Source organism: Pigmentiphaga sp. H8 (assembly GCF_003854895.1).
Lineage (GTDB): Bacteria > Pseudomonadota > Gammaproteobacteria > Burkholderiales > Burkholderiaceae_B > Pigmentiphaga.
In genome coordinates, this window is record NZ_CP033966.1 from 4971254 (window position 1) to 4990995 (window position 19742).

At 69.0% G+C, this 19742-nt stretch carries 16 protein-coding genes and 1 other RNA gene; 5 read left to right on the plus strand and 12 right to left on the minus strand.

The annotated features are described in order from the left end of the window. Positions 1-11: 11 nt before the first annotated feature. From mraY to mraZ, 6 genes are read right to left on the minus strand one after another with little or no spacing between them, the layout of a single operon-like run. A complete protein-coding gene (mraY, locus tag EGT29_RS23380; protein WP_087841735.1) occupies positions 12-1181 on the minus strand; it encodes a phospho-N-acetylmuramoyl-pentapeptide-transferase in 1170 nt (389 codons plus the stop codon). Next, entirely contained in the window at positions 1171-4134 is a 2964-nt protein-coding gene (gene murF / locus EGT29_RS23385; protein WP_124691237.1) for a bifunctional UDP-N-acetylmuramoyl-L-alanyl-D-glutamate--2,6-diaminopimelate ligase MurE/UDP-N-acetylmuramoyl-tripeptide--D-alanyl-D-alanine ligase MurF, read from the minus strand. Before murF ends, mraY begins: the two co-directional genes overlap by 11 nt. 2 nt (positions 4135-4136) lie before the next feature. After that, the gene (locus EGT29_RS23390; RefSeq protein ID WP_124691238.1) at positions 4137-5873 is read right to left on the minus strand and encodes a penicillin-binding protein 2; all 1737 of its coding nucleotides are present in this window, start codon (positions 5871-5873) and stop codon (positions 4137-4139) included. After that, positions 5870-6220, minus strand: a complete 351-nt coding sequence (gene ftsL / locus EGT29_RS23395; protein ID WP_124691239.1) for a cell division protein FtsL — start codon at positions 6218-6220, stop codon at positions 5870-5872. Before ftsL ends, EGT29_RS23390 begins: the two co-directional genes overlap by 4 nt. A 9-nt stretch (positions 6221-6229) precedes the next feature. Next, positions 6230-7291, minus strand: coding sequence for a 16S rRNA (cytosine(1402)-N(4))-methyltransferase RsmH (rsmH, locus tag EGT29_RS23400; RefSeq protein WP_124691240.1), 1062 nt, complete (start codon positions 7289-7291; stop codon positions 6230-6232). 4 nt (positions 7292-7295) lie between these two features. Further along, entirely contained in the window at positions 7296-7724 is a 429-nt protein-coding gene (mraZ, locus tag EGT29_RS23405; protein ID WP_124691241.1) for a division/cell wall cluster transcriptional repressor MraZ, read from the minus strand. Positions 7725-8131: 407 nt separating this feature from the next. Here mraZ and EGT29_RS23410 point away from each other — a divergent pair, with 407 nt between their 5' ends. Genes EGT29_RS23410 through EGT29_RS23430 form a run of 5 tightly spaced genes read left to right on the plus strand, consistent with a single transcriptional unit; the run spans position 8132 to position 13885 of the window. Beyond that, positions 8132-9301, plus strand: coding sequence for an acetyl-CoA acetyltransferase (locus EGT29_RS23410; RefSeq protein WP_124691242.1), 1170 nt, complete (start codon positions 8132-8134; stop codon positions 9299-9301). A gap of 11 nt (positions 9302-9312) precedes the next feature. Next, complete coding sequence (locus tag EGT29_RS23415; RefSeq protein ID WP_124691243.1) at positions 9313-10872, plus strand: class I adenylate-forming enzyme family protein; 1560 nt, start codon at positions 9313-9315, stop codon at positions 10870-10872. After that, positions 10869-11846: a tripartite tricarboxylate transporter substrate binding protein gene (locus EGT29_RS23420; RefSeq protein ID WP_124691244.1), complete on the plus strand. Its 978-nt coding sequence runs from the start codon at positions 10869-10871 to the stop codon at positions 11844-11846. The genes EGT29_RS23415 and EGT29_RS23420 overlap by 4 nt, the downstream gene beginning before the upstream one ends. A 51-nt stretch (positions 11847-11897) precedes the next feature. Further along, positions 11898-12908, plus strand: a complete 1011-nt coding sequence (locus EGT29_RS23425) for an MBL fold metallo-hydrolase (protein WP_124691245.1) — start codon at positions 11898-11900, stop codon at positions 12906-12908. Continuing rightward, positions 12908-13885, plus strand: a complete 978-nt coding sequence (locus tag EGT29_RS23430) for a fumarylacetoacetate hydrolase family protein (RefSeq protein WP_124691246.1) — start codon at positions 12908-12910, stop codon at positions 13883-13885. Before EGT29_RS23425 ends, EGT29_RS23430 begins: the two co-directional genes overlap by 1 nt. A gap of 10 nt (positions 13886-13895) precedes the next feature. Here the strand turns inward: EGT29_RS23430 and EGT29_RS23435 are convergent, their stop codons facing one another. The 6 genes from EGT29_RS23435 to EGT29_RS23460 all read right to left on the minus strand — a co-directional run bounded on the left by EGT29_RS23435 (position 13896) and on the right by EGT29_RS23460 (position 19716). After that, positions 13896-14453 (minus strand): LuxR C-terminal-related transcriptional regulator, encoded by a 558-nt coding sequence (locus tag EGT29_RS23435; protein ID WP_124691247.1) that lies wholly within the window; start codon positions 14451-14453, stop codon positions 13896-13898. 53 nt (positions 14454-14506) lie between these two features. Then, positions 14507-14918: RNase P RNA component class A (gene rnpB / locus EGT29_RS23440), an RNA gene on the minus strand. A gap of 11 nt (positions 14919-14929) precedes the next feature. Further along, positions 14930-15760 carry a DUF3025 domain-containing protein gene (locus EGT29_RS23445; RefSeq protein WP_124691248.1) on the minus strand — a complete coding sequence of 277 codons (831 nt, stop codon included), beginning with the start codon at positions 15758-15760 and terminating at the stop codon, positions 14930-14932. Continuing rightward, the gene (gene pyrC, locus EGT29_RS23450) at positions 15742-16797 is read right to left on the minus strand and encodes a dihydroorotase (protein ID WP_192901773.1); all 1056 of its coding nucleotides are present in this window, start codon (positions 16795-16797) and stop codon (positions 15742-15744) included. Before pyrC ends, EGT29_RS23445 begins: the two co-directional genes overlap by 19 nt. 132 nt (positions 16798-16929) lie before the next feature. Further along, positions 16930-18432 carry an amidohydrolase family protein gene (locus EGT29_RS23455; RefSeq protein WP_238160181.1) on the minus strand — a complete coding sequence of 501 codons (1503 nt, stop codon included), beginning with the start codon at positions 18430-18432 and terminating at the stop codon, positions 16930-16932. A gap of 90 nt (positions 18433-18522) precedes the next feature. Beyond that, positions 18523-19716 carry a M20 aminoacylase family protein gene (locus tag EGT29_RS23460; RefSeq protein WP_124692490.1) on the minus strand — a complete coding sequence of 398 codons (1194 nt, stop codon included), beginning with the start codon at positions 19714-19716 and terminating at the stop codon, positions 18523-18525. Positions 19717-19742 lie beyond the last annotated feature (26 nt).

Below are 19742 nucleotides of genomic sequence, written 5' to 3' on the forward strand. Positions count from 1 at the left end.
TCCGACACGGTTCAACGCAACTTCAACGTCGCCAGTCCGATCAGCACCAGCATCATGGTGATGATCCAGAACCGGACGACGACCTGGGTTTCCTTCCAGCCGCTGACCTCGAAGTGATGGTGCAGCGGTGCCATCTTGAATATCCGCCGGCCCTGGCCGTAGCGTTTCTTGGTGTACTTGAACCAGCTCACCTGCAGGATGACCGACAGCGTCTCGACCACGAACACGCCGCCCATGATGAACAACACGATCTCCTGCCGCACGATCACCGCCATGGTGCCCAGCGCGCCGCCCAGCGCCAGCGCGCCGACGTCGCCCATGAAGACCTGGGCCGGATAGGCGTTGAACCACAGGAAAGCCAGCCCCGCGCCGCCCAGGGCGGCGCAGATCACCATCAGCTCGGAGGCGCCCGGGATGTAGGGGAACAACAGGTAGCGGGAATAGTCGACGCGGCCTACGACGTAGGCGAACACGCCCAGCGCCGTGCCCACCAGGACGGTGGGCATGATGGCCAGGCCGTCCAGCCCGTCGGTCAGGTTGACCGCGTTGCTGCTGCCGACGATGACCGCCCAGGTCAGCGCGATGAAGCCGATCACGCCCAGCGGATAGCTCACGCTCTTGAAGAAGGGCACGATCAGGTCGGCGCGCGGCGGCAGGTGGTAGCCGAAGCCGCCCGAGATCCAGTCGACGAACAACGACCAGGTGCCGCCGGCGTCCGGCGCCGAAATGGCGAAGGCCAGGTACACCGACGCGACCAGCCCGATCAGCGTCTGCCAGAAGAACTTCTCGCGCGCGGGCATGCCTTCCGGATCCCGCCGCACGACTTTGCGGTAATCGTCCGACCAGCCTATCCAGCCGAAACCGAAGGTGACCAGCAGCACGACCCAGACGAAGCGGTTGCTCCAGTCGGCCCACAACAGCGTCGACACGCCGATGGAGATCAGGATCAGCGCGCCGCCCATGGTGGGCGTGCCGCTCTTGATCAGGTGGGTTTCCGGACCGTAGGTGCGGACGGCCTGGCCGATCTTGAGCGCGGTGAGCTTGCGGATCACCCACGGTCCCGCCATCAGGCCGATGAGCAGCGACGTGGCGCACGCGAGCACCGCGCGCAACGTGATGTAGCTGAACACCGAGAAAGCCCGGTAATCCTCGGATAACCACTGGGCCAGTTCAAGCAGCATGCTTATTACCAATAGAAGAATGATCCGACGGGGGGCCGGCCTGCAACGCCTGCACCACCCGCTCCATGCGCATGAAACGCGAGCCCTTCACCAATACCGACGCGGGACCGGCCGCGATCACGGCGGGCGCCACCAGCTCGACCGCAGCGGCATGCATGCCGCCGGCGCCGAACGCCTGGACGGAGTCGCGCGTCGCCTCGCCCAGCGCGAACAACGCGTCGATGCCTCGTTCCCTGGCATAGGCGCCAACCTCGGCGTGCATGGCCGGGCCCTGGTCGCCCACTTCGCCCATGTCGCCCAGCACCAGCACCCGTGGGCGTGGCAGCGTGGCCAGCACGTCGATCGCGGCGCGCACCGAGTCGGGGTTGGCGTTGTAGGTATCGTCGATCAGCAACGCCCCGCCGGACAGGCGGTGCCGCTGCATGCGGCCCTTGACCGGCGCGAACTCGGCCAGGCCGCGGGCGATGACCTCCAGGTCCATGCCCGCCGCCAGCGCGCAGGCGGCGGCGGCCAGGGCATTGCGTACGTTGTGCAGGCCCGCCGCGGCCAGCGCCACGTCGGCCTGGCCGTCGGGCGTGCGCAGCTGGAAGCGGGTCTCGAAGGCATCCAGCCGCAGGTCCGCGGCCGTGACCTCGACCTCGCCCGACAGGCCGAAGCGCAGGCAGCGGCGAGCGCCGGCCAGTTCGGTCCAGACGGGGGTATAGGGGTCGTCGCCGGGGAACACCGCAACGCCATCGGCCGCCAGGGCCGAGATGACGGCGCCGTTCTCGCGCGCAACGGCTTCCACCGTGTGCATGAACTCCTGGTGCTCGCGCTGGGCGTTGTTGACCAGCGCCACGGTGGGAGCGGCGATGCGCGACAGCTCGGCGATCTCGCCGGGATGATTCATGCCCAGTTCGATGACGGCGCAGCGGTGCGTATCGCGTAGCCGCATCAGCGTAAGCGGCACGCCGATCTCGTTGTTCAGGTTGCCCTGCGTCGCCAGCCGGCCGTCGACGCCATGGCGCGCGGCGAAGATGGCGGCGATCATTTCCTTGGTGGTGGTCTTGCCGTTGCTGCCGGTCACGCCCACCACCGGGATCGCGAACCGTCCGCGCCAGGCGGCCGCCAGGTCGCCCAGGGCGCGGCGGGTGTCGGCCACGACGACCTGCGGCATTCCGGCATCCTCGACGGGACGCTGCACCACGGCCGCCGCCGCGCCGGCCTCGTGCGCCGCGCGCACGTAGGCATGGCCGTCGAAACGCTCGCCGCTCAGGGCGAAGAACAACTCGCCGGCGGCCACGTTGCGCGAGTCGCTGCCGACGTGGGAGAACGCCATGCGGTCGGCACCGGCCTCGCCGTGCACGACGCCCCGCATGGCTTGCGCCGCGTCGGCTACCGTCATCAACCCGCCGGGGGCGGGCTCGGCGCGATAGGTGGCCAGGACGGCCGCGGCCTGTTCGACGTCCGAGAACGGATGGCGAACGCCGTCGATTTCCTGATAGGCCTCGTGGCCCTTGCCGGCCAGCAGGATGATGTCGTCGGGCCCTGCCTGGACGATGGCTTCCCGGATGGCGAGCGCGCGGTCGGGCCGGACGCGCACGGGGCAGCCCTCGGCCACGCCCGCCAGGATCTGGTCGATGATGGCCTGGGGCCGCTCGCTGCGGGGATTGTCGCTGGTCACCACGACGAGATCAGCATGGGCGCACGCCACCTGGGCCATCTGCGGCCGCTTGCCGGGATCGCGGTCGCCGCCGCAGCCGAATACGCATATCCGCCGGCCGCCACGGGTGCGCGCCACCGGCACGAGGGCCTCGAGCGCGCGCGCCAGGGCGTCCGGGGTGTGCGCGTAGTCGACCACGACCAGGGGCCCGCTTTCGCCGGGGGCACGGCCCGGCGCCGGCACCGCCTGCAGACGGCCGGCCGCCGGCTGGGCGGACGACAGGGCGGACGACACGCGCTGCACGCTCCATCCGAGCTCAAGCAACACGCCCGCCATCGCCAGCAGGTTGGAAACGTTGTGCTCGCCCAGCAGCGGTGTGGCGATCTGCACCGCGTGGGCCTGCCAGTTCAGGGTGAAGACCATGCCGCTGCCGGTGGCATGCAGGTCGGACGCGCGCAGCACCCGGGGCGCCGCATCGCCGGCCTGCGCCGGCTCCAGCGTGTAGGCGGTCAGCGCCACGGCCCGGCCGCTGGCCTGGAGCGAGGCGAGCAGCCGCCGGCCGGCCTCGTCGTCCTGGTTCACCACCGCCGCGGCCACGCCCGGCCACGAAAACAGCCGCGCCTTCTCGGCCTCGTAGGCGGCCATGTCGGGGTGGTAATCCAGATGGTCGCGGGTCAGGTTGGTGAAGGCGGCGATGTCGACGTGCAGGCCGTCCATCCGCCCTTCGGCGATGCCGATCGACGACGCCTCGATCGCCACCGCCGCGACGCCGTCGCGGCGCATGTCGGCCAGGGCGCGGTGCAGGGCTACCGCATCCGGCGTGGTCAGGCCGGTGGCCAGTGCCCGCGAACCGCCGTCGGGCCCAGGGATCTGGATGCCCAGCGTGCCGATCACGCCGCAGGGCATGCCGCCATCGGTCAGCGCGCGCGCGATCCACTGCGTGCACGAGGTCTTGCCGTTGGTCCCGGTGACGGCGATTACCTTCATCTCGCGCGAAGGGTCGCCATACCAGCCGGAGGCGACGATGCCCAGCGCGGCCTTCAGGCCCGCCACCGGCAGAGCCGGAATGCCCCGTTCGGCCAGGTTGCGCCTGAGCGCGGCCGTGCGGTCGGCCATGGTGTCTTCGAACACCACCGCGCTCGCCCCGCGCTCGAGCGCCTGGCCGATGAAATCGCGGCCGTCGCTGCGGGCGCCCGCATAGGCCAGGAAGATGTCGCCCGCCTGCACCGCCCGGGAGTCCAGGCGCAAATGCGAACCTGGAGAGGCATGCTTGCGCAGCCACTCCAGGATGGAGGCGGGAGACGTCGCCATCGTCACAGGCTGTCCTCCAGCGGATGCTCGGGGATGACGAGCGACTTGAACGGCGCGTCGGGTTCGACACCCAGCATGCGCAGCGTCCCGCCGGTGATCTTGGAGAACACCGGTCCGGCCACCGCGCCGCCGTAGATGCTGCCCGCCGTGGGTTCGTCGATCATGACCGCCACGACGATGCGCGGATTCGACACCGGCGCGAAGCCCGAGAACGACGCGACGTACTTGGTGGCGTAGGCACCGTTGATGATCTTGCGCGCGGTACCGGTCTTGCCGGCCACGCGATAGCCCATGACCTGTGCCTGCGAGGCCGTGCCGCCCGGCCCCACCACCGCCTCGAGCATCTGGCGCATGGTGCGCGCGGTCTTCGAGGAATAGATGCGGGTGCCGGCGGGCGGGCGCTCGGTCTTCAGGAAGGTCAGGGGCACGGTGTCGCCGTCGCGCGCGAACGCGGTGTAGGCGTGGGCCATCTGCACCAGCGACACCGACAGGCCATAGCCGTAGGACATGGTCGCCTTCTCGATGGGCCGCCATTTTTCATAGGGCCGCAGGCGGCCCGCAACCGCGCCGGGGAAATCGAGCTTGGGCGCCTGGCCCAGGCCGAGTTCCGTGTATTTCTCCCACATCTCCTTGTTCTCGATACGCTGGGAGATCAGGGTGGTGCCGATGTTGCTGGACTTCTGGACCACGCCGGCCACGTCCAGCTTGCCATAGCCGTGGGTGTCCGAAATCGTGCGCCCGTAGAAGGTCATGCGGCCGCCGCCGGTGTCGACCACGGTCGAGGGCTGCACCCGGCCCAGGTCCAGCGCCAGCGCGATCGAGAACGGCTTGATGGTCGAGCCCGGCTCGAAGGTGTCGGTCAGCGCCCGGTTGCGCAGGCGCGCACCGGTCAGGGTCTCGCGGTGGTTGGGGTTGTAGGTGGGCATGTTCGCCAGGGCGAGGATCTCCCCGGTGCGGGTATCCACCACGATGGCGGCGCCACCCTTGGCCTTGTGGCGCTCGACGGCTTCTTGCAACTGCGAAAACACTAGGTACTGCACCCGGGTATCGATGGACAGGGTCAGGTCGTGACCGTTGGCGGGCGCGCGCACCGCCTGCACGTCCTCGACCACCCTGCCCAGGCGGTCCTTGATGACCCGGCGGCTGCCCGCGCGGCCAGCCAACTGGGAATTGTAGGCCAGCTCGATGCCTTCCTGCCCGCGGTCCTCGACGTTGGTGAAACCCAGCACATGGCCGAGCACCTCGCCCTCGGGGTAATAGCGCAGCGTCTCGCGCTGCTGGTGGATGCCGTCCAGGCCCAGCGCCGCCACCTTCTCGGCCACATCCACCGGCACCTGCCGCTTCAGGTAGACGAAGGTCTTGTCTTCGTTGGCCAGCTTGCGTTGCAGGTCGCGCAGGGGGATCTCCAGCAGCTTGGCCAGTTCGGCCAGCGTGCCCGGAGGCGCCTTGACGTCCTCGGGAATGGCCCAAACGGCGCGGGCCGGCACGCTGGAGGCGACCACGACCCCGTTGCGATCGGTGATCTTGCCGCGGGAGGCCGGCAGCACCAGCGTACGGGCATAGCGCGACTCGCCCTGCTTTTGCAGGAACTCGTTCGACAGCCCCTGCAGGTACAGCGCGCGCACGGCCAGCGCCGTGAATCCGGCGAACAGCATGAACAGCACGAAGCGCGACCGCCACGCCGGCAGCTTCAGGTTCAGGACAGGATTCTCGGACGAGAAACGGACACGGCGCTTCATCGCGCACCTCCCGCTTTCGGCTTGGCCGGCAGGGGAACGCCCGGCGGACCATAGGGCAGCAGGGCCGGACCGCTCTGCGCGTCGCGCGACTGCGCCAGGTAGATCGTGCGCGCGGGCGTGACCGGCTCCATCTTGAGCGTCTTGCGGGCCACGTTATCGATCAGCGCGTGCTTGGCATGGTCGGTCTGCTCGAGCTGCAGCCGGCGCCAGTCCACGTCCAGGTCGCGCGCCACGGCCTGGGCGCGCTCCAGTTCGACGAACAGGCTGCGCGCCTTGTACTGGCTGCTGACCAGGGACAGTGCGCACCCTATCAGGGCCACCGTCAGGACGAAGAGCAGGCGCCCCATGCCGGCCTCCTATGCGCTGGCGAAAGTATGGGCGCGCGGGGTGCGCGTCCGGGCCGGCGGGCGCCGCTTGGCGGCGGGCGTCTCGGGCGTCTTGACAAAAGCCCTGCCGCCCTCGGCCGGCAAGGCCGTGTGGGTACGCTCGGCCACCCGCAGCACCGCCGAGCGGGCGCGGGGATTGGCGGCGACCTCGGCCTCGGTGGGCAGGACGCGGCCGATCGAGGCCAGCACCGGCTGCGGCCGCTCGCTCTCGCGCAGCGGCAGGCGCGCGGTTTCCGCGCCGGGCCGGGCCGCGGCGGCGATGAACTGCTTGACGATGCGGTCTTCCAGCGAGTGGAAGCTGATCACCGCCAGCCGGCCGCCGGGCGCCAACAGGTCGAGCGCCGCGGCTAGCGCACGCGGGAGCTCTTCAAGCTCCTGATTGAGGTGAATCCGTAGAGCTTGAAAGGTGCGGGTCGCTGGATGCTGGCCCTTCTCCCTCGTGCGGACTGCACCAGCCACGATGTCGGCAAGCTCGCCTGTGGTCGTGATAGGCCGTTTCTCGCGGCCAGCTGCAATCGTCTTTGCAATCTGGAAAGCAAACCGTTCTTCACCATAGCGTGCTATGACCTCCCGCATGTCATCGATGCTCGCATGGGCGAGCCATTGCGCGGCGGTTTCGCCGCGCGTCGTATCCATCCGCATATCGAGCGGGCCATCGCGCATGAAGGAAAATCCACGCTCGGCGTCGTCGATCTGCGGAGACGAAATACCCAGGTCCATCATCAGGCCGCTGATGCGGGCGATCCCCAGTCGGGACATTTCCTCGGCCAGTCCGCCAAAACCTTCGTGGACCACCGTCACCCGGCGGTCCTGCTCAGCCAGCGCGCGAGCCACCGAAATGGCCTGCGGATCCTTGTCGAACACCACCAGCCTGGCCTCGGGCCCGAGCCGCGCGAGCAGTTCGCGGGCGTGGCCGCCTCGGCCGAAAGTGGCGTCGACCCATACCCCGGCGCCAACGCCGTCGGCGGGTACGGCCAACGCGTCTATCGTCGGCTCGAGCAGGACGGGCCGATGCAGGAATGGGGTCGTCACGGCGTCAGAAAGAAAACTGGTTCAGGACTTCGGGCATGCCCTGCGCCAGCATCTCCTGCTCGCGCTGGGCCAAAACGGCAGCGTCCCACAGCTCGAAGTGAGCGCCCAGGCCGAGCAGCATCACCTCGCGCGTCAGGGCGGCGGCGGTGCGCAGCTCGGGAGCGATCAGGATGCGGCCCGCGCTATCGAGCTCGACATCCTGGGCGTTGCCCAGCAGCAGCCGCTGCAGCGCGCGCGCCTGCATCGGAAATGCGGCGATCTGCTCGCGCTTCACCTCCCAGATGGGACGGGGGTAGATCAGAAGGCAACCGTCGGGGTGCCGGGTCAGGGTCAAGCGGCCTTCGGCCTGCATCATCAGCGCGTCACGATGCCGGGTAGGGATAGACACCCTTCCCTTCGCATCGAGCGTCAGCGCGCTGCTACCCTGAAACACGGCTTTTCACCCCACTTTTTTGCACAAAATTCTACTATTTCCCACTCTAAATGAGCGATTACGCGGGGTCAAGCCGCCCGATCACGGTTTCTTCAGTAGTAACAAGGACTTAGGCGCACTTCCTCAAACCTTCACATTGCGAAATACTCTATGAAATCAGTGCATTGGCATTTGAAGTGAAGGTGTCGCGTGAAGAAAAACCGGAGAAGTGACATAAAAGGGGCGACAAGGTAACAAAACACTGCCCTTGGCCCAGGCGCCACGCGGGTCCGGCGGCTGCCGGACCCTGCGACCGGGGGCGCTACTAGCGTATTCCTACGACTAGGCCCGGCCTGCTTGGCTGGAAATAATGGCCTCCATAACGACATGCGCCGTCCCACCGCGGCCGGCGCCACCAAGGAGACGCCATGGAGACCCCCTGCATCGTGGGATGGGGCCATACCCCGTTCGGCCGCCTGGACCATTTCGACCTGGAGGGACTCATGGTCGAATCCACGCGCCTGGCGCTGGCCGACGCCGGGCTGCGGGCGGGGGACGTGGACGCGGTATTCGTGTCCCACTTCAACGCCGGCATGGTGCCCGACGGCTTCCCGTCCTCCCTGCCCTTCGGTGCCGACGACGACTTCCGCTTCACGCCCGCCGTGCGCCTGGAGAACGCCTGCGCCTCCGGGTCGGCCGCCATCCACGCCGCGCTGGACGCGATCGGCTCGGGCCGCATCCGCACCGCCCTGGTGGTGGGAGCCGAGAAGATGACGGCCGCCGACGGCCCGGCCGTGACCGCGGCGCTGGCCCGCGCGAGCTACCACCGCGAGGAAGGCGCGCGCGGCCTGACCTTTCCCGGCATCTTCGCCCTGATCGCCCAGGAATATTTTGCCCGCCACGGCGACCACGGCGCGACGCTGGCGCGGATCGCCGCCAAGAACCACGCCAACGGCGCCCGCAACCCGCTCGCCCACCTGCGGCGCGACCTGGGTTTCGATTTCTGCAACACGGTGTCCGAGCGCAATCCGCTTATCGCGGCACCGCTGCGCAAGACCGACTGCTCCACCGTCGCCGACGGGGGCGCCGCGCTGGTGCTGGCCGCCGCCCCGCTGGCGCGCGATTTCCGGCGCGCAGTGCGCTTTCGGTCCACCGTCCAGGTCAACGACTTCCTGCCCATGTCCCGGCGCGATCCGGTCGCCTTCGAAGGACCGCGCCGGGCCTGGCGGCGCGCGCTGGACGAAGCCGGTATCGGCATCCGCGACCTCGACCTGGCCGAGGTCCACGACTGCTTCACCATCGCCGAACTGCTCAGCTACGAAGCCATGGGGCTGGCCGAGGCCGGCCAGGGTGCCCGCTGCGTCGACGACGGCACGGTGGCTCCGGGCGGCGCGCTGCCCGTCAACCCGTCGGGCGGCCTCAAGGCCAAGGGCCATCCGGTCGGCGCCACGGGCGTGTCCATGCACGTCATGGCAGCCATGCAGCTGTGCGGCGAGGCCGGGGACATCCAGGTGCCGGGTGCCGAACTGGCGGGCGTCTTCAACATGGGCGGCTCCGTCGTCGCCAACTATGTCAGCGTGCTGGAACGCGCCGTCTAGGACCGATGCCGATGAATGTCGTCCAATTGCTGGTGCGCGCCGCGCGGACCCACGGCGATCGCCCCGCCCTGTACCACGGGGCCTCGCGGCTGCTCGACTACCGCGGGCTGGCCGCACGCGCGGCGGCCGTGGCCGGTGGCCTGCGCCGCCGCGGTCTCGTGCCCGGCGACCGGGTGGCGCTGTTCATGGCCAATTGCCCGGAATACCTGGAAGCCCTGTACGGCGCCTGGTGGGCCGGGCTGGCCGTCGTCCCCATCAATGCCAAGCTGCATCCGCGCGAAGCCCTGTTCATCCTGGAACATGCCCGGGCCGGCGCGCTGTTCATCAGTCCGGACCTGGCGACGGGCCTGCTGCCCCTGCTGGACGAGGCGCCGGCGATCCGCCACGTATTCGAGACCGGCACCGCCGGCTACCGGGACCTCCTGGGCGCCGTCCCCGTGGCGCCCGCCCCGCGCCGGCCCGAGGACCTCGCCTGGCTGTTCTATACCTCGGGCACCACCGGGCGCCCCAAGGGCGTCATGCAGACGAACCGGATGCTGCTGGCCATGACGGCCTGCTACTTCTCGGACGTCGATCCCGTGGACGCGGACGATGCCGCGGTCTACGCCGCGCCCATGTCCCACGGCGCGGGGCTGTACAGCCTGCCGCACATGGCCGCGGCGGCGCGCCACCTGGTGCCGGCGTCCGGCGGCTTCGACCCGGCGGAGCTAGCCGGCCTGGCATCGAGCGTGGGCCGGCTGTCGATGTTCGCCGCCCCGACCATGGTCAAGCGGCTGGTGGCCCACGTCGAGGCGGCGGACGCCGACCCCTCCGGCTTCAAGACCCTGGTCTACGGCGGCGGCCCCATGTATGTGGAGGACATCCGGCGGGGGCTGGCCGTGATGGGCGACCGCTTCGTCCAGATCTACGGCCAGGGCGAATCACCCATGACGATCACCGCGCTGCCGCGTCAGCAACTGGCCGACCGCGGGCATCCGCGCTGGCTGGACCGCCTGGCCTCGGTGGGCTACGCCCAGTCGCAAGTGGAGATGCGCGTGGCCGACGAGCACGGCGCCCCCCTGCCCGACGGCGAAATCGGCGAGGTCCAGGTGCGCGGCGACGTGGTCATGGCTGGCTACTGGCGCGACCCCGAGGCCAGTGCCCGGGCGCTGCGTGGCGGCTGGCTGTGGACCGGCGACGTCGGCGCGCTGGACGCGGAGGGCTTCCTGACGCTGAAGGACCGCTCCAAGGACGTCATCATCTCGGGCGGCTCCAATATCTATCCGCGCGAGATCGAGGAAGTGCTGCTGGCCCATCCCGGCGTGGCCGAAGTCGCGGTGGTCGGCGCGCCCGACCCGGAGTGGGGCGAGGAGGTCGTGGCCTTCGTCGTGCCCCGGGACGGCGCGCCGCCGGATCCGGCGGCGCTCGACGGCCTGTGCCTGGACCGGATCGCGCGCTTCAAGCGCCCCAAGCGCTACCACTTCGTCGATGCACTACCCAAGAACCACTACGGCAAGGTTCTGAAAACCGAGCTCAAGGCCGCGCTTGCCGGCGGCCGCAACGAGCCAGCCCCCCCCAAGGAGACGACATGAAGACCCCTGTTGCACGCTTGTTCGGCCGCGCCGCGCTGGCCCTCGCGCTGGCCGCCTCCTGGCCCGCCCACGGATCGGAGAAGAGCTTCCCCACCCGGCCGGTGAAGGTCATCATCCCGTTCGCGGCCGGCACCTCGCCCGACGTGGTCATGCGCATCGTCGGCCAGAAACTGGGGGACATCTGGGGCCAGCCCCTGATCGTCGAGAACCGTCCGGGCGCGGGTGGCGCCATCGGCGCGACCGCGGTCGCCCAGGCCCAGCCCGACGGCTATACCCTGCTCTATACGGTCAACTCGGTGCTGTGCGCCAACCCCCACCTGTACGGCAAGCTGGGCTACGACGCCTTCAAGAGCTTCGCGCCGGTGTCGCTCATGGTCAACCTGGGCTACGTGCTGCTGGCCCGAAGCGACCTGGGCGTCGGCAACATCGCCGAGATGGTCGCCTATGCTAAGAAGAATCCCGGCAAGCTCACCTACGGGTCCGCCGGCAACGGCTCGGGCAACCACATCGTGATGGAGCTGCTGACCAGCATGACCGGCACCCGCATGCTGCACGTTCCCATGAACACGAACAAGGTGCTGGCGCTGCTGAGCGGGCAGATCGACCTGGCCATGGAGCCCTATACCAACGGCGTCGCCGCGGCACGCGACGGCAAGGTGCGGCCGCTGGCGGTAACGCTGGCCAAGCGCAGCGAGAACATTCCCGACGTGCCGACCGTGGGCGAAACCGTGCCCGGCTACGTGGCCGACGCCTGGCACGGCCTGTTCGCCACCGCGGGCACGCCGCCCGAGGTGGTCGACAAGATCAGCGCCGACGTCGCCCGCGTGCTGGCCATGCCCGACGTGCGCGAGCGCCTGGCCACCGCCAGCCTGGAGCCGGTAGGATCGACGCCTGCCGAACTGCGCGACATCGTGCGGCGCGACTACGACAAATGGGGCGCCGTGATCCGCAACGCGAACATCCGGCTCGATTAAGCCACCACCGGTGGATATACACAGAACGCGGGACAACCAGAAGGAGACGACATGACGACCTCGACCGCCAAATGGCGCTTCACCAAGGGCTTGCACGATCTGGGCAACGGCCTGCACGCCTACCTCGTTCCCGACGGGAGCTGGGGCTGGTCCAACGCCGGGCTGATTTCCGACGGCGGCGAATCGCTGCTGGTCGACACCCTGTTCGACCTGCCCATGACGTCCGAGATGCTGGCCAGCATGCGCGACGCCGTGCCCGCCGCGAAGCGGATAGGCGCCCTGGTCAACACCCACGGCAACGGCGACCACACCTTCGGCAACCAGTTGCTGGAGGGATCGCGCATCATCGCCTCCAACGGCTGCGTGGAGGACATGAAGCACCGCCCACCCGAACAATACGCGGGATGGCAGAAGGACTGGCCGAACATGGGCATGGCCGGCAAGTTCTGGCAAGAGGTGATCGGTTCGCGGTTCGACTTCAGCGGCATCCGCCTGACGCTGCCCACCGAGACTTTCGACCACCGCATGGACCTCAAGGTCGGCGACAAGGAAGTCCAGCTCATCGAAGTCGGCCCGGCCCATACGCGCGGCGACGTACTGGTCTACGTGCCGCAGGACCGCACCGTCTTCACCGGCGACATCATGTTCGTCGGCGCGCATCCGGCCATCTGGACCGGCCCGGTCTCGAACTGGATCGCCGCCTGCGACCGGATGCTGGGCTGGGACGTCGAGACCATCGTGCCCGGCCATGGCCCGATCACGGACAAGGATGGCGTGCGGGAATTCCGCGATTACCTGGTCTACCTGCTGGCCGAGTCCCGCCGCTGCCTCGAAGCGGGCATGTCCTTCGAGCAGGCGGTGGACGCCATTTCGATGGACCGCTGGGCGAACTGGGGCGAGGACGAACGGCTGTGCGTCAATGTCTACGCCTGCTACCGCGAAATCTCGGGCGGCGCGCTCCCGGCTCCCAACGTCATGGACATGCTGGCGCTGATGGGCAAACGCCATTTCGCGCGCAAGCCGCACGCCTGCGGACACGAACACTGCGACGGGAACCACTGATGAAACTGACCACCTTCCTTGCCCCCGGCGGCACGGCGCACATCGGCGCGCTGCTGCCTGGCGAAGCCACGATCACGGACTTCACCGCGGCCGACGCCGCGCCCTATTTCCGCAGCATGCTGGACCTGATCGACGCCGGGCCGGCGGCGCTCGACCACGCGCGCCGGCTGGTCGAGCGCCCCGGCGCCACCCATGCCGTGTCGGCCGTGGCGCGGCAGGCGCCGCTGCCCCAGCCCCGCCGCCTGCGCGACTGCCTGTGCTTCGAGACGCACTTCCGGCAATCGCGCGCCAACCGCTACCTGTTCGGCATCGGCACGCAGCGGCTGGACCCTGCCTCGGTCGAGCTGCCGCGCGTCTGGTACGAACGCCCCATCTACTACAAGGGCAATCCCTTCAGCGTGGTGGGCGACGGCACCGACGTGCACTGGCCGGCGTATTCGCAAGTCATCGACTACGAACTGGAGATCGGGATGGTCACCTCGCGCGGGGGCAAGAACATCCCCGCGGCCGAGGCCGCCTCCCACATCTTCGGCTACACCATCTTCAACGACTTCTCGGCGCGCGACGCCCAGTACACCGAGATGCAGGGCGGCCTGGGCCCTGCCAAGGGCAAGGATTTCGACACCGGCAACGCCATGGGCCCCTGGCTGGTCACCGCCGACGAGATCGCCGACCCCCAGGCGCTGACCATGGTTACCCGGGTCAATGGCGAGGAATGGTCGCGCGGCAACTCCCGGGACATGCACCATACTTTCCTGGACATCCTGGCCTACGTATCGTCCGACGAAACCCTGTACGCGGGCGAGGTCCTGGGATCGGGCACCGTGGGCGGAGGCTGCGGCAACGAACTGGGCCGCTTCCTGAAGCACGGCGACGTGCTGGAACTGGAGGTCAGCGGGCTGGGCACGCTGCGCAACCGCATCGTGGCGCCGCACGTGCCGTCGCCGCCGCCGTTTCCCATCCGCATCCCGGTCTAGGGAACGGCCGCTAGGGCAGGCCCAGCAGGCGGGAAATGAGTTCGCCCACGGTCCGGGCCTCGAGCTTGCGCATCAGCCGCAGTCGGTAGGTCTCGACCGTGCGCGGGCTCAGCGCGAGGTCCTTGGCGATCTGCTTGCTGGTCCGTCCGGCCAGGATCTGCGCCGAGATCTCCCGCTCGCGCGGGGTCAGCGCCAGGCGGACCGGACGCACCGGGCGCAGGTCCTCGAATACCCAGATGGCGCAGGCATAGGGTTGGGCCGGGTCCACCGGCTGTCCGGACACCGCGCACCAGAACAGCTCGCCGTTGCGATGGACCATGATGCGCTCGTCGCGGTGGATGCCCTCGGCCAGCATGCTGCGCACGCCGCGCGCGCCGATGTCCTCGTACTCGGAATGGGAGGGATACAGCATTTCCGTGGTCTGGCCCACCAGTTGCTGGCGGCTGTACCCGAACATGCTCGCGAACGCGCGGTTGCAGCGCTCGATGACCCGGTCGCGCGTCACCAGCAGGCCGACGGGGGCCAGTTCGAAGGCAAGATCCGAAGGGGTAGGCAGGGCGGCGGTCATGGGGCTCGCGGCGAAGGACTTGCCCCGGATGGACGGCCAGGCGCAAAGAATCAAGGCAAAGCAGATCGATAGGCCGGATTCTGTACACGGGCGTCGCCCGCGGGCAGTCATTCCTCTGGGCCGGCCGTTGCCGGACGGCTCTAGCCACCTACCCGCATGCTCGGGCGGACCGCCCTGAACGGCCGAAGCCGCGCGCATGCCTATTTGGTGTTGCTCCGGATGGAGGTTGCCGCGTTTCACCCTGCCGCGACTCGCACGGTTGCCCGTACGAACGGTACGGAGTGGCCGTACCGGTGCGGACATCGTCCGCCCTCGCCGCAGACTCGTCTCTGTGGCCCTGTTCCTCGGCTTCGCGCCCGGGCTTGCGCCCTGGCGATCGCCGGACGGCCGTTAGCCGCCATCCTGTCCTGTGGAGTCCGGACCTTCCTCGATGCCCGAAGGCACCGCGACTGCCTGATCTGCTCTGCGCCGTTATTTTACCGCTGACGGGTGCGGCCGGGGCGGAAAACCTCGGTATCGTCGTAGAACCCCGGCGACGTGTTGTCGGGCCACCAGCCGGGCAGGCCCAGCACCGGCAGCGGACACAGGTCGCGCGCGGTGAAGAAGGGCCAGTTGTCCAGCCAGTCGGCCACCAGCCGATCGATGGTGGTGCGCCGCTGCTGGGGGGAAGCCCGGAAATACGAATCGTCGACCGGCACGATCAGCGTGTGCGCGGTAATGGCCTTGTAGGGCCGCACCAGCTTCTCCAGCAGCCCGTGGCCGACCGCCCAGGGCTCGGTCTGCATCAGCGTCGCGGTGCGGCGTTCGACGAACAGCGTGCGCCAGTCGAAGCGGCGCAGCGCCTGGGCCAGCTCGTCGCTGGAGCAGGCCAGCACCAGCCCGTTCTCGTCGAAGATGGTTACCGCGTCCCGCAAGGGCCCCCGGCCTTCGGCGGCGGACGCCTTCTTCAGCGCGCGCGCCTGCATCGCGTTCAACCGCCCCTTCGTCTGCGGGAAGGCGAACCACGCCAGCCCGTTGAAGAGATCGTGCAGGTTGTCCCGCGTGGGAATGCGGCCGGTCTGGTGGATGTGCGCCTCGTAGGCCCGGCCCTCGGGCAGGTCGGACTGCGGCACGAACACCAGCGGCTTGCCCGAGGCCACTCGCGTGCGTCCGCGCGCGCCGTGGCCGCCCTCGCCCGCCGTAAGCAGCCGGTTCAGGCTGTCGCACAAGGGCTCGTCGCCCGAGGGCGCCAGCAGCTCGCCCTTGTGGGCGATGCCGGCGAACCAGGGCTGGCCCCAGTCGATGTGGGTCAGATCGAGACCCGCCACGGCAGGGTCTCCCCGCTGGCCAGCGGCACGATGGTCTGGTGGCCGAACGACAGTTCGTCGGGAATGCGGAAAGACTCGCGCACCAGCGTGAGCTTGCCGGTATTGCGCGGCAGGCCGTAAAAATCGGGGCCGTGGAAGCTGGCGAAGCCTTCCAGCGCATCCAGCTTGCCGGCGTCGTCGAAGGCCTTGGCGTACAGCTCCATCGCGTGCAGCCCCGTGAAGCAGCCCGCGCAGCCGCAGGCGTGCTCCTTCAGGCCGCGCGCGTGCGGCGCGCTGTCGGTACCCAGGAAGAAGCGCGGATTGCCGCTGGTGGCGACGTCGACCAGGGCCTGGCGGTGCGTCTCGCGCTTGAGCACCGGCAGGCAGTACCAGTGCGGGCGCATGCCGCCCTGGAACAGGGCATTGCGGTTGTACAGCAGGTGCTGGGGCGTGAGGGTGGCGGCGATGGGACCCTCGGCATCGCGCACGTATTGCGCGGCATCGGCCGTGGTGATGTGCTCGAACACCACCTTCAACGCCGGGAACGCACGGCGCAGGGGAATCATGACCCGGTCGATGAAGACCTGCTCGCGATCGAATACGTCGATGGCCGGGTCGGTGGCCTCGCCATGGGTCAGCAGCGGCATGCCGACCTTCTCCATGGTTTCCAGGACCTTGGCGCAGCGGCCCAGCAGGTCCGTCACGCCGGCATCCGAGTTCGTCGTCGCGCCGGCCGGATACAGCTTGACCGCATGGACCGCGCCCGATTCGCGGGCGCGCTGGATTTCCTCGGGTGCCGTATTGTCGGTCAGGTACAGCGTCATCAGCGGCTTGAACGCGTCCGGCCCGATGCCGCTCTTGCCGAGCGCCGCCAGGATGCGGTCCCGATACGCCAGCGCCCGGGACGTGGTCGTGACCGGCGGCTTCAGGTTGGGCATGATGATGGCCCGGGCGAACTGGCGCGCGGAATGGGCGGCGACGGCCTCGAGCGCCTCGCCGTCGCGCAGGTGCAGGTGCCAGTCGTCGGGGCGGGTGATGGTCAGCGTGGAAAGGGTCATGGATGCGGCCAAGGGGCGTATCGGAAGGTCGGCCGGCGCGCACGCGTATGCCGCGCTCGCCGGCTAGGTTGCCTTCATTTTACGGCCCGAACCCGGCCCCGCGCCAACCCCCGCGCCCGCGCGCGTTCCCGCTCATCCTTTCCGGTTCAGGTCGCCCAGGTTCTCTTTCCGGTTCGAGATGATGCCCTCGAGCCGCTCGTGCATCCGGCTCCCGGCCCGCGCGGCCAGGTCCGCGACCTCCTGGACGTCCAGCGTCGCGTGCCGCCCGCCCCGCAGCAGCACGCGCCCCCCCACCATCACGGTATCGACGTTGGCGGGCATGCCCGAATAGACCAGCGAGTAGTACGGGTCGATCACCGGGGCCATGTTGATGTCGTTCTTGCGGACCAGGATGATATCGGCCTGCTTGCCGGCCGACAGCGACCCGATGGCGTCATCCATCCCCAGCGCCTTCGCGCCGCCCAGCGTGGCGATCTCGACGATGCGGCGCGGTTCGAGCTTGCGGTCCACGTCGGCGCGCTGCTTGTGGGCCCACAGCAGCGCCCGCATGACGGTAAAGAAATCGCCCGTCGCCAGCGCGCTGGACGCATCGACCGACAGGCTCAGGCTGGCCCCCAGCGCCTCCAGCTCCGCGAACTGGATGTAGCCGTTGCGCACCGTCGAATACGGGATCTCGATGGCCGGCGACATGCTGAAGTGCACCTGTTTTTTCACCATCAGCTCGCGCTCGGCGGCCGTGTAGCCCTGGGTGTGGATCATCAGGATGTCCGGCCCCAGCAGGTTGCTTCGATCCATCAGCCCCACGAGTCCGTGCGCCGTGTCGCCGTAGTGGAGCGAGATCGGCAGCCCCAGCTCCCGCGACGCACGCACTTCGCCGACGAAGGTCTCGTCGCTGCCACCGGCCTTCAGCACCGCCGGCGACGGCAGTTGCAGGTTGACGCCCAGCCTCAACCTGGGGTCCGCGCGGCCCCAGTTCGCCAGCGTCGCCTTGACGCCGGCCAGGTCCAGGCGCTCGCCCCGGCCAGGCGTGCCGTACGAGAAACGGGTGCGGGCCCCGACGTCCAGCGCCGCGCGGATCTCGGCATCGGCGTGCGCGACGGACCGCGTGTTGTGCGAGAAATTGTTCAGGCAGGTCACGCCCGACAGCAACTCCTGCATCAGCCCGAACCGGACCGAATGGAAGGCATCGTCCGGCGTGCATAGCGGCGCGGCGCGATTGGTCGTCGGGAAATAGCCGCGCAGGGGATCGTCGCCCCGCACCGAACCGCGCAGGAAGGCGTTCCACAGATGGGAGTGGGCATCGACGAAGCCCGGCATGACGATCATCCCGCGCGCGTCGATGACCTGCGCGCCGGGCACGGACAGCTTGCGGCCCACCGCGACGATGGCGCCGTCGCGTACGTGGACGTCGCCCTCGGGCAGGTCGCCCACGCTCCGGTCCATCGACAGCACATGGCCGCCGGAGATCAGGAACTCGCGGCCTGGCGCCCGCGCCCCTTCCGCCTGGCCCCGCGCCGGGCCCGCCGCGGCGATACCGGTTCCGGCCACCGCCGCCGCCATCGCGCCGCGCAGGAAGTCCCGGCGGTCCAGGCCACCGGTCCCGGCGTAGGCCGCCGAGCGTTTTTCGTTCGCCATGTCATCCTCCCATTTTGCTTTAGATGTACAAAGTTTATTTCTAAAGCAATTGGAAGGAAGGCTGGTGCAAACCCGCCCCCTCGAGCGGGCTCAGTCCACCACCGGCATGCTGCGTTCGACCAGCGAGGCCATGATGCCCGCGCCCAGGGGGATCACCGCGTCGTTGAAATCGTAGCTGCTGCTGTGCAGGAAACAGCCCCGCTCCGCGCCGCCCTGCCCCAGCCGGAAGTAGGCGCCCGGCCGTCCTTGCAGCATGAACGAGAAATCCTCGGCGCCCATCGACGGCGTCAGGTCGCGGATGACGTTTTCCTTGCCCAGCATCGCGGTCGCCACGTCGGCCACGAAATTGGCTTCCCGCGGCGTATTGATGGTGGCCGGATAGATGCGGTCGTACTTCAGCGTGGCCGTCGCCCCGAACGCGGCCGCGATCGACGAGGACAGATCCCGCAGCCGCGTCTCGACCATCTCCTGCACCGTGCGCCGGAAGGTCCGCACCGTACCCACCAGGCGCGCCTCGCGCGGAATCACGCTCATCGCGCCGGGATTGCCGGCCTGCACCGAACAGATGGACACCACCGCCGAATCCAGCGGATTGACGTTGCGCGAGACGATGGACTGCGTGGCGGTGATGATCTGGCCCGCCACCACGACCGGGTCGATCGTCTGGTAGGGGTGCGCGCCATGGCCGCCCTTGCCCTCGATGACGATCTCGAAGCGGTCGGACGCCGCCATCATCGGTCCGGGATTGATGCCGACCTTGCCGGCCGGCAGCCCGGGCCAGTTGTGGAGCGCGTAGATTTCGTTACAAGGATAGGTATCGAACAGCCCATCGTCCATCATGGCGCGGGCCCCGCCCAGCCCTTCCTCGGCGGGCTGGAAGATCAGCACCGCGGTGCCGTCGAAATTGCGCGTCCTGGACAGATAGCGCGCCGCGCCCAGCAGGATGGCGGTATGGCCGTCGTGGCCGCAGCCGTGCATCAGGCCCGGCTTGCTGGAACGGTGCGCGAAGGCGTTGTCCTCGGCCATCGGCAGCGCGTCCATGTCGGCCCGCAGGCCGATCATGCGGCCGCTGTCGCAACGCCGGCCGTGGATGATGCCGACCAGTCCGGTCTTGCCTATGTTCCGGTGCACCTCCACGCCCAGCAGCTCCAGCGCCTTGGCGATGATGCCCGAAGTGCGGACCTCTTCGAATCCTAGCTCGGGATGCGCGTGCAGGTCGCGCCGCAGCAGCGTCAGATCATCGTGAAATTTGCGTATGGCTTCCAGCGGCGAACGCAACGCCACCCCAGCATCCATTCCTGCTCTCCGGT